Source organism: Mycobacterium sp. THU-M104 (assembly GCF_049197365.1).
In the GTDB taxonomy this organism is placed as follows: domain Bacteria; phylum Actinomycetota; class Actinomycetes; order Mycobacteriales; family Mycobacteriaceae; genus Mycobacterium.
This window is the reverse complement of record NZ_JBMIOP010000293.1, coordinates 1-9,230: the sequence shown is the minus strand read 5'-3', so window position 1 is coordinate 9,230 and position 9,230 is coordinate 1. Positions and strand designations below refer to the sequence as shown.

The 9,230-nt window shown below is 68.5% G+C and carries 8 protein-coding genes; 7 read left to right on the top strand and 1 reads right to left on the bottom strand.

Annotated features, from left to right (window positions below; all coding sequences use genetic code 11):
* The 6 genes from ACOJVU_RS21120 to ACOJVU_RS21095 all read left to right on the top strand — a co-directional run.
* Window positions 1-745: cutinase family protein (locus ACOJVU_RS21120; protein ID WP_421531577.1), on the top strand; the 745-nt coding region annotated here is incomplete at its 5' end.
* Window positions 746-866: 121 nt separating this feature from the next.
* On the top strand, window positions 867-3,089 hold the full coding sequence (locus ACOJVU_RS21115) for a xanthine dehydrogenase family protein molybdopterin-binding subunit (protein WP_421531576.1): 2,223 nt from the start codon (window positions 867-869) through the stop codon (window positions 3,087-3,089).
* Entirely contained in the window at window positions 3,086-3,943 is an 858-nt protein-coding gene (locus ACOJVU_RS21110; protein WP_421531575.1) for an FAD binding domain-containing protein, read from the top strand. The genes ACOJVU_RS21115 and ACOJVU_RS21110 overlap by 4 nt, the downstream gene beginning before the upstream one ends.
* Before the next feature lie 16 nt (window positions 3,944-3,959).
* The gene (locus tag ACOJVU_RS21105) at window positions 3,960-4,439 is read left to right on the top strand and encodes a (2Fe-2S)-binding protein (RefSeq protein WP_421531574.1); all 480 of its coding nucleotides are present in this window, start codon (window positions 3,960-3,962) and stop codon (window positions 4,437-4,439) included.
* A 223-nt stretch (window positions 4,440-4,662) separates the two neighbouring features.
* Window positions 4,663-5,742 carry a HelD family protein gene (locus ACOJVU_RS21100; protein WP_421531573.1) on the top strand — a complete coding sequence of 360 codons (1,080 nt, stop codon included), beginning with the start codon at window positions 4,663-4,665 and terminating at the stop codon, window positions 5,740-5,742.
* A gap of 57 nt (window positions 5,743-5,799) precedes the next feature.
* Window positions 5,800-6,774, top strand: coding sequence for a 3'-5' exonuclease (locus tag ACOJVU_RS21095; protein ID WP_421531572.1), 975 nt, complete (start codon window positions 5,800-5,802; stop codon window positions 6,772-6,774).
* 138 nt (window positions 6,775-6,912) lie between these two features.
* Here ACOJVU_RS21095 and ACOJVU_RS21090 read toward each other — a convergent pair whose 3' ends face one another.
* Window positions 6,913-7,797 carry a cyclopropane mycolic acid synthase family methyltransferase gene (locus tag ACOJVU_RS21090; protein WP_421531571.1) on the bottom strand — a complete coding sequence of 295 codons (885 nt, stop codon included), beginning with the start codon at window positions 7,795-7,797 and terminating at the stop codon, window positions 6,913-6,915.
* Between the two features lie 259 nt (window positions 7,798-8,056).
* On the opposite strand from ACOJVU_RS21090, the gene ACOJVU_RS21085 reads away from it, so the two are divergent.
* Window positions 8,057-9,175 (top strand): mechanosensitive ion channel family protein, encoded by a 1,119-nt coding sequence (locus ACOJVU_RS21085; RefSeq protein ID WP_421531570.1) that lies wholly within the window; start codon window positions 8,057-8,059, stop codon window positions 9,173-9,175.
* Window positions 9,176-9,230 lie beyond the last annotated feature (55 nt).

Below are 9,230 nucleotides of genomic sequence, written 5' to 3'. Positions count from 1 at the left end.
CGCACGTCACATCGCTCGTCTTCTCGGTCCGGCCGTCGTCGCGGCGTCAGGCCTGGGCGCCTGGGCCCTGACTTCGGCCATTCCGTTCGCCGCCGCCCAGGGCTGCCCGGACGTTCAAGTGGTGGCCGCCCGCGGCACCGGGGAGGACCCCGGCCCCGGCCCCACCGTGCAGGCCTTCGTCGACAACCTGCGCCCCCGCCTGGCCGGCAAGTCACTCGACGTCTACTCGGTCAACTACCCCGCCAGCGACCAGTGGGACACCGGCACCGAAGGCGTCAAAGACGCCGGAGCACACGTGCTCTCCATGGCCCGCCAATGCCCCAACACCAAAATGGTGCTCAGCGGCTACTCCCAGGGCGCCGCCATCATGGGCTTTGTCACCTCCCCGACAGTGCCCGACGGCATCGACCCGGCCAGCGTGCCCAAACCCCTGAGCCCCGAGGTCGCCGACCACATCTCCTCGATCGTGCTGTTCGGCACCCCCAACGAGCGCGCCATGAGCTTCCTCGGCGAACCCGACGTCACCATCGGACCGCTCTATCAGGCCAAGACCATCGAACTCTGCGTCCAAGACGACCCGGTGTGCTCCGACGGGCTCAACTTCGCCGCCCACAACACCTACACCGACGACATCAGCATGATCGACAAAGGCGCCGCCTTCGCCGCCAGCCGCATCAACGGCACCCCCACCCCCCAGGCGCCACCCGCACCGGTAGGCGGCGCCGGCGGCAGCTTCGGCACCTGACACCTTCCCCGGGACACATGACAGTGTGCCGCTCGTTCGTCGAACAGATGACCGTCAGCCCCAACGACACGGACCGGGTCAACCGCCGCAACGCCGAGCGGCCCCTGTGAGCCGGTGGCCGATGGCGCCGACGATCGGTGCCCGCCTGCAGCGCCGCGAGGATCCGCCGTTGGTGCGCGGGGCCGGCACCTACGTCGGGGACCTGCGCGTGCCCGGCTGCCTGGAGGCGGCGTTCGTCCGCAGCGACGTCGCACATGGCGTGCTCACCGCCGTGGACCTGGCGCGAGCCCGACGACTGCCGCATGTGGCCGGCGCCTGGTCGCACGCCGACCTGCCGTCCCTGCCCGACACTCCGCCGATGCTGGATCCGGAGTCCGTGCGCGGGCGACCCTGGCCGGCCCTGGCGACCGGGCGGGTGCGCTACGTCGGCGAACCCCTGGCGATCGTCGTCGCCGCCGACCGCTACCTGGCCGAGGACGCCCGGGACGCCGCACGGGTCGACATCGCGCCGCTGCCGGTGCTGCTCGACCCGGCCGAGGCTGCGGGCAGCGCGGTGCGGCTGTTCCCCGGCTCCGACAATGTGGCGCTGCAACGCGACTTCGGCGAGCCGATCCAGGACGCGGTGTGGCGCGACGCGGCCGTGGTGATCCAGGCCGCCTACCGCCAACAGTTGCTCGCCCACACCTATCTGGAGGCCCGGGCGATCCTGGTGAACCCCCGCCCCGACGGCGGCATGGCGGTCTGGGCCTCGCACCAGGCGCCCCACCGGCTGCGTGCCGATCTGGCCGGCGCGTTCGGGTTGCGGCCCGACCAGGTTCGCGTCGTCGTGCCCGACGTGGGCGGGGCCTTCGGCGGGAAAAGCGAGACCTGGCCCGAATACCTGGCGGTGGTGGCGGCGGCGCGGCAGCTGGGTCGGCCGGTGCGGTGGTCGGAAGACCGTGCCGAGGCCCTGACCGGTCCCCCGCACGGGCGCGGCCAGAACCAGCGGGTCCGCATGGCCGCCGACGCCGACGGCCGCATCCTGGCCTACGAGTTGCACATCGACGCCGACGTGGGTGCCTACCCGCACACCGGCGCGATCGTGCCGATGATCTCCGCGATGATCGCTACCGGCGCCTACGCGATTCCCCGCGTGCACGTGCGCGCCCGCTCGGTCGTCACCAACACCGCGCCGACCGCCCCCTACCGGGGCGCCGGTAGACCGGAGGCCGCGTCGGCGGTCGAGCGGACCGTCGAGCTGCTGGCCCGGCGGCTCGGCATGGACCCGGCGGAGCTGCGGCGGCGCAATTTCATTGCGCCGCACGACTTTCCCTACGCCACCCCGACCGGCTTCACCTACGACAGCGGTGACTACGCGGGCGCCCTGGAGGCCGTGCTGCACGAACTGGACTACGCAGGGTGGCGCGCCGAACAGGCCGGGCGCCGCGACACCGGCGGGCGCCCGATCGGCATCGGCCTGTGCACCTACGTCGAACGCTCCGGCGTCGGTGCGGAATTCGGTGCCGTCGAGGCGTGCCCGGACGGGACATTCGTGGCGCTGTCGGGGTGCTGCGCCACCGGCCAGGGCCACGAGACGTCGTTCCCGCAGGTCGTCGCCGCCGCGCTCGACGTGGACGTCGACCGCGTGCGGCTGGTCGAACGCGACACCGCCGTGGTCCCGCACGGCACCGGTTCGTTCGCCAGCCGGTCGATGCAGATAGGTGGCGCCGCGCTGTACCGGGCGGCCGGTGACCTCATCGACACAGCCCGGCATCGGGCGGCCGAGAAATGGGCGCTGCCCGTCGACGACGTCGGGTACGGCGGCGGTGAGCTGGTCGCCGGGGACAGGCGGATGACGCTGGGCGAGCTGGCCGGGGCGGGACAGCTGCGCGCCGACGTGACCACCGCGACGCCGGAGGCGTTCCCGTTCGGCGCCTACGCCGCGGTGGTGGAGATCGATCCGGACCTCGGCGACATCACGGTGCTGCGGATCGCCGCGGTGGATGACTGCGGCGTCGCGGTCAACCCGATGATCGTCGACGGCCAGAGCTACGGCTCGGCCGTGCAGGGCCTCGGTCAGGCGCTCTACGAGGACGTGCGCTACGAACCCGACGGGACCCCCGCCGCCCGCAGCCTGCTCGACTACCTGATCCCCACGGTCTCGGAGCTGCCGTCGCTGCACTTCGCAGCGACGTGCACCCCGAATCCGAACACGCCGCTGGGCGCCAAGGGCGCCGGTGAGGCCGGGTGCATCGGGGTGCCCCCGGCGGTCGTCAACGCCGTCGCCGACGCGCTCGGCCTCGACGACCGGTCGGCGCTGCAGATGCCGCTGACCCCGTACACCTGCTGGAGGGCAGCCCGGTGAAGCCCGCGCCGTTCGACTACGTCGCCGCGCAGAGCCCCGAGGACGCGGTGGCCGCGCTCGCCGACGGCGACACCTGCGTGCTGGCGGGCGGCCAGAGCCTGGTGCTCGAGATGAACTTCCGAACCGCGCGGCCGCGGCGGCTCGTCGACATCAACGGGGTCGCCGGCTTCGGCGACCTGACCCTCGACCCGGTTGCCTTGCGGGTCGGCCCGCTGGTCCGGCATCGCGCCTTCGAGTTCGACGCGGTGCCCGGTCCCCTGGGCACGCTGTTGCGGCGGGTCGCCCGCCACATCGGCCATCCGCCCATCCGCGCCCGCGGCACGATGGCGGGCAGCCTCGCCTACGCCCACCCGGCGGCCGAATGGCCCGCGGTCGCCACCGCGCTGGACGCCGAGATCGAGCTGCGCGGCCCCGGCGAGAGTCGCGTCGTGCGGGCCGGCGCATTTTTTACCGGCCCGTTCCGCACCGCTCGGCGCCCCGACGAGCTGCTCGCCGAGGTGCGCCTGCCGCTGCTGCCGGTCGGGACCGCCGTGGGATTCGTCGAACACCGGCGGACACAGGCCGGCTTCGCGCAGCTCGCGGCGCTGGCCGCGGTCACCATCGTCGACGGCCGGGTCGTGGCCGCGTCGGTGGGATTGGTCAACGCGGCCGACCGCCCGGTGCGCGCCACGGCGGCCGAGGCGGCGCTGACCGGCCGGGCGCTCGACGACGACGCCATCGCCGAGGCCGCCCGGGCCGCCGCCGACCACGACGCCGACCCGCGCCCCCAGCCGTACGCCGACATCGCCTACCAGCGTCACGCCGTGGGCGTGCTCACCCGGCGCGCACTCACCCAGGCCCGGGACGGGGCGTGAAGGCGTGCGAATAACATTGCGGATCAACGGTGTTGACTACGCGATCGAGGTGCCGCCGCGCCGAACGCTGGCCGATGCGCTGCGGGAGGAGTGTGGGCTGACCGGGACCCACCTGGGCTGCGAACACGGCGTCTGCGGGGCCTGCACGGTGTTGGTGGACGACGAGGCGGTGCGCTCATGCCTGATGTTCGCCGTTCAGTGCGACGGCCGGGCGGTCCGCACCGTGGAGGGCCTCGCCGCGCCCGACAACTCCGACCACCCGCTGCAGGCGGCGTTCTCGGCAGAGCACGCGCTGCAGTGCGGCTTTTGCACCCCGGGCTTTCTGATGCTGGCCGCGGGCGCGCTGGAAAGCGACCCGGGCATCGCCGAGGACCCGGAGCGGCTGCGGGAGTTGCTCACCTCCAACCTGTGCCGCTGCACCGGTTACGAGGCGATAAGGCGTGCCGTCGTCAGGGCCGCCCGAGGGGGCTCGTCGCATCGCGACCGCCAGCAGTAGCGGCACAAACATCGCCGTGGTGGCGGGGGAGGCACCGACCAGATCGCAGCCGATCGTGAAGGCCACCACGGGTTTCACCGGCACACGCGAGCCTAGTCTGACGTAATGGTAGGGTTTGGGGACGGCAGGGAGCCGCCTGAGCCCTGGTGGAGTCCGCCGGACCGGCAGGGGCCGTAAGCACCTCTTGCGGCGGACTCGGCGGAACCCAGAAACGGAGATCTGCTTGACGAACATCGCCGTGCGCGACGAGCGCCGAGAGCGAGAGTTCCTGGCCCAGACGGTGGAGCTGCTGACTGCCGAGCTGGAACGCCTCACCGACTCTGTTGACACGTCTGCCAGAACCATCCGCGAGCATAAGGAACACCTGTGGGTCGCCCGGCGCGACATGGACTTTGCCGAGAAGGCCACGTTCCGGCAAGACATCAATATGGAGGTGGCCCTCGGTCAGCGGGCGGTTCTCACCCGGGAACGGGTCAAGCGGCTTCTCGACACCCCTTACTTCGGCCGGGTCGATTTCCGCGCCAACGGCGATACCGACGCCACTCCGTACTACGTCGGCGTACACCATTTCTTCGACCCAGAGACCCACGAGGTCCGGATCCACGACTGGCGGGCTCCCCTATCCAGTCTCTTCTATGACTTCGAAATGGGCGCCGCATCTTTCGAGGCACCCGAGGGCACCAAACGCGGCGAAATCATCGGCAAGCGCCAGTACAAGATCCGCGGCGGGCGCTTGGAGTACATGTTCGAAAGCGCGCTGAACATCGGTGACGATGTCCTGCAGCGGGAGTTGAGTCAGTCCACGGACGACAAGATGCACAACATCGTCGCGACGATTCAGCGCGAGCAGAACGCAGTGATCCGCAACGAGACCGCCGAGGTGCTGATCCTTCAAGGGGTAGCGGGCTCGGGGAAAACGTCGATCGCCTTGCACCGGGTCGCATTCCTGCTCTACCGCTTCAAAGACACGCTGTCGTCCGACAACGTCATGATCCTCTCACCGAACAAGGTTTTCGGCGACTACATCGCCAACGTGCTGCCCGAGCTTGGTGAGGAGCAGGTCGCCGAGATCGACTTCGACAGGATCGCCGGTACATTCCTGGCCAGCGTCACTGACTACGAGACATTCAGCGAACAGGTGGTCAATCTGCTGGACCACGTCGACGACGCCGCGGCCGAACGGATCCGGTACAAGTCCACATCCGATTTCGTCGCCTCCCTCGACGAGTGGATCGACTCTTGCACAAATGATTTCGCTCCCGCGGAAATCAAGCAGGGGACCAATCGGCTGTCCGTCGAGTGAGTCTCCGCGACGTTCGATGAGTGGCACACGCTTCCGGTCTTCGCGCGGCTTGACCGCGTGACCAACACCGCAGTGCAGGTACTCAGGAGCCAGGTGCTGGACAGGGGCCGTACGTGGTCGGCCGCCGACACCAACGGTGTCCGCAAGCAGGTTCGTGCGATGTTCCCGTACAAGAGCGCACTGAGCATTTACCGGGGCTTCTTCGCCTTCTCCTCCCGCCGTGGCCTGTTTAAACCGATGGGACGCAAGAAGATCGAACACAGTGACGTGTTTCCGCTGGTGTACACGATGATCAAGACGAACCGACTCGAGAATTACGGCCACATCCGTCACCTCATCGTCGACGAAATGCAGGACTACACACCGATCCAGTACGCGGTGTTGCGAAACCTGTTCTCGTGCAAGATGACCATACTGGGTGACTCGAACCAGTCGGTGAACCCGTTCAGCTCTTCGTCACTGCCGGTAATTCGCGGCGTCTTCCCGGAGGCCGACTGCTTGGAGCTGTCCAAAAGCTATCGCTCCACCATCGAGATCACCGATTTCGCGCAGAACATCTCCCGGAACGACATGCTCGTCCCGGTCGAGCGGCACGGCCTACCACCCCGGCTGATCGCTTGCCAAGACCGGCACAACCAGCGGGCGGAGATGCTGTCTTTGATCGGTCGGCACAAAAACGGCGATCACCATTCCCTGGGCATCGTTTGCAAAACGGTCACGCAGGCGGAAGCGTGGCATCGCGCGCTGACCGAGGCCGGTGTCGAGCTGACCCTCCTGGACTACGAGAGCACCGCGTTCGCCGGCGGCATCGTTATCACCTCCGCACACCTCGCCAAGGGACTGGAGTTCGACGCGGTGATCGTCCCGCAGGTGGACGACGATAATTACGCCAGCGAGATGGACCGGTGCATGCTCTACATCGCCTGCACCCGGGCCATGCACGAACTGCACCTGATCCACGATGGAGCTCTCTCACGCTTCTTGCGCTTCACCCGCGAGCCAGAAGATTCCGCGCTCGCGCAGGACTGGTGATCCTCCCGTCCGAAGCCGCGGTCGCTAACGCCGATTCCGGTGGCGGCGCCGCGGACTGTCCGGGCGCCCCCTTCGTCCTCGGCTGCGGAAGGGGACGCAGCTGCAAACCGCGGCAGTGCGTGGGACAGGCCGCGCCAATCAACCCTTGGCGAGGGTGAACTGTGCGATGTCGGTGTAGCCCTCACGGAAAAGATCGGCGCAACCGGTCAGGTACTTCATGTAGCGGTCGTAGACCTCCTGGGACTGGATCGCGATGGCCTCGTCGCGGTGCGACTCGAGTGCGCCCGCCCACGTGTCCAGGGTGCGGGCGTAGTGCAGGCGCAGCTGCTGGACCCGCGTGACGGCGAATCCCGCGGCACCCGCGTGGTGCTTGACGGTCTTGGCGTTGGGCAGGTCCCCGCCCGGGAAGATCTCGTCCATGATGAACTTCATGAACCGGATCTTGGTCATGGTGAGGGGCAGTCCGCGCTCGGCGAACTCCTCGTCGCTGGGCTTGATGATGGTGTGCAGCAGCATCACGCCGCCGGCGGGCAGCGCCTCGTAGGCCATCGTGAAGAAGTCGGTGTAGCGGTCGCGCCCGAAGTGCTCGAAGGCCCCGATCGACACGATCCGGTCCACTTTGCCGCCGAATTGCTCCCAACCCTGCAGGAGTACCTGCTTGCTGCGCGCCGAGGGATGCTTGTCGAGGCGTTGTCGCACGTGCGCCTGCTGGTTGCGGCTCAGGGTCAGGCCGATCACGTTGACGTCGTAGCGCTCGAGCGCGCGGATGATCGTGGTGCCCCAACCGCAGCCCACGTCGAGCAGCGTCATGCCGGGCTCCAGCCCCAGCTTTCCCAGCGACAGGTCGATCTTGGCGAGCTGCGCCTGTTCCAGGGTCATGTCGTCGCGCTCGAAGTAGGCGCAGCTGTAGGTCTGGGTCGGATCCAGGAACAACCGGTAGAACTCGTCGGAGAGGTCGTAGTGGGCCTGCACGTCCTCGAAATGCGGTTCCAAGCCGGCGGTTTCGTTACGTTCTTCGGGCAACTAACACCTCGGATTTCGTATCGGCTACCACAGCGTGCGGTCGACACGGACCGACGCGCTGTCGTGCTATTGTATCTGGCCGATTCGCCTGGGGCCCCAGGCTGGCGACGGGGTGGCCGGAGCGGCGGTTGCCGCGACCCTGGCGCGCGACCCCGCTCTTGAACGGGAAGCGCTTCCTCTCGATGTTTCCTGGTTGGCGGGCATGGGGAACCTCTAGCAGCGACCCGTGCTGATCCCCGATTCAGGAGCAGACTTCTTCGTGCCTGAAGCGATCCGACTCGAACCGGTAAGCCACGTGGCCGTCAATGCCGCCTGGGTGGCCGGCGCCATGGCGGTCGCCTACGGCGTCGGGATGGCGCTGTCGTGGCTGTTGCAGCGCATCAAGGGCCGCAGCGCAGTCATCGACGACATCGACGAGCTGACGCGGGGTCCGGTGCGTGCGACCCTGATGATGATCGCGGCCAAAACCGCGGTACACCACGTGTTGCAACCGTCTTCGGCGTGGCGGGATGGCGTCGACCACCTACTGGTGATCGCGCTGATGACGACCAACACCTGGCTGTTCGCCAGCCTGATCCTGGTCGCCGAACGGCGCGCGATCGCAAGCTTCGCCGGTGGCGACAAGGCGATGACCGACGCCGACCGACGCCGCCGCAAGGTCCGGACCCAGATCACTCTGCTGCGCCGGCTGGTTGTCGCCCTGGTCGTGGTGTTCGGCCTCGCGTCGGTGCTGATGACCTTTCCGGCCTTCAGCAACATCGGCAAGACGCTGTTCGCGTCCGCCGGGCTGTTGTCCGTGGTGGCAGGCCTGGCCGCGCAGACGTCCCTGGGGGCGGCGTTGGCCGGGATCCAGATCTCCTTCTCCGATGCGATCCGCGTCGGCGATGTCGTGGTGGTCGAAGGCGAATGGGGCCGCATCGAAGAGATCACGCTGACCTACGTGGTCGTGCACATCTGGGATGAACGGCGGCTGGTGCTGCCGTGCACCTACTTCATCAAGACGCCGTTCCAGAACTGGACCCGCAACGCCACCGCGCTGCTGGGCACCATCCACGTCGATGTCGATTTCACCGTGCCGCTGGACGCCATGCGCGCCGAGTTGGACCGCCTGCTGCGCGCCGACGAACTCTGGGACGGCCGCTCCGGCGTACTGCAGGTCATCGATGCGGTGGACGGCTCGGTGCGGGTGCGCATCCTGGTCAGCGCCGCCGACGCGGGTTCGCTGTTCGACCTGCGATGCCATGTCCGCGAAGGCATGGTCACCTGGCTGCAGCGAACCCAGCCGGGGGCGTTGTTGCGCCACCGACTCGAACACGCCACCGCCCGTGCCCTGGAAGGGCCCGACGGCGCCCATGACGCGCCCATCCGAGAGCGCTGACGGCAAAAAGTTCGCCGATCATTCTGCAGCAGAACGTCTTCGGAGATCCGGTCGC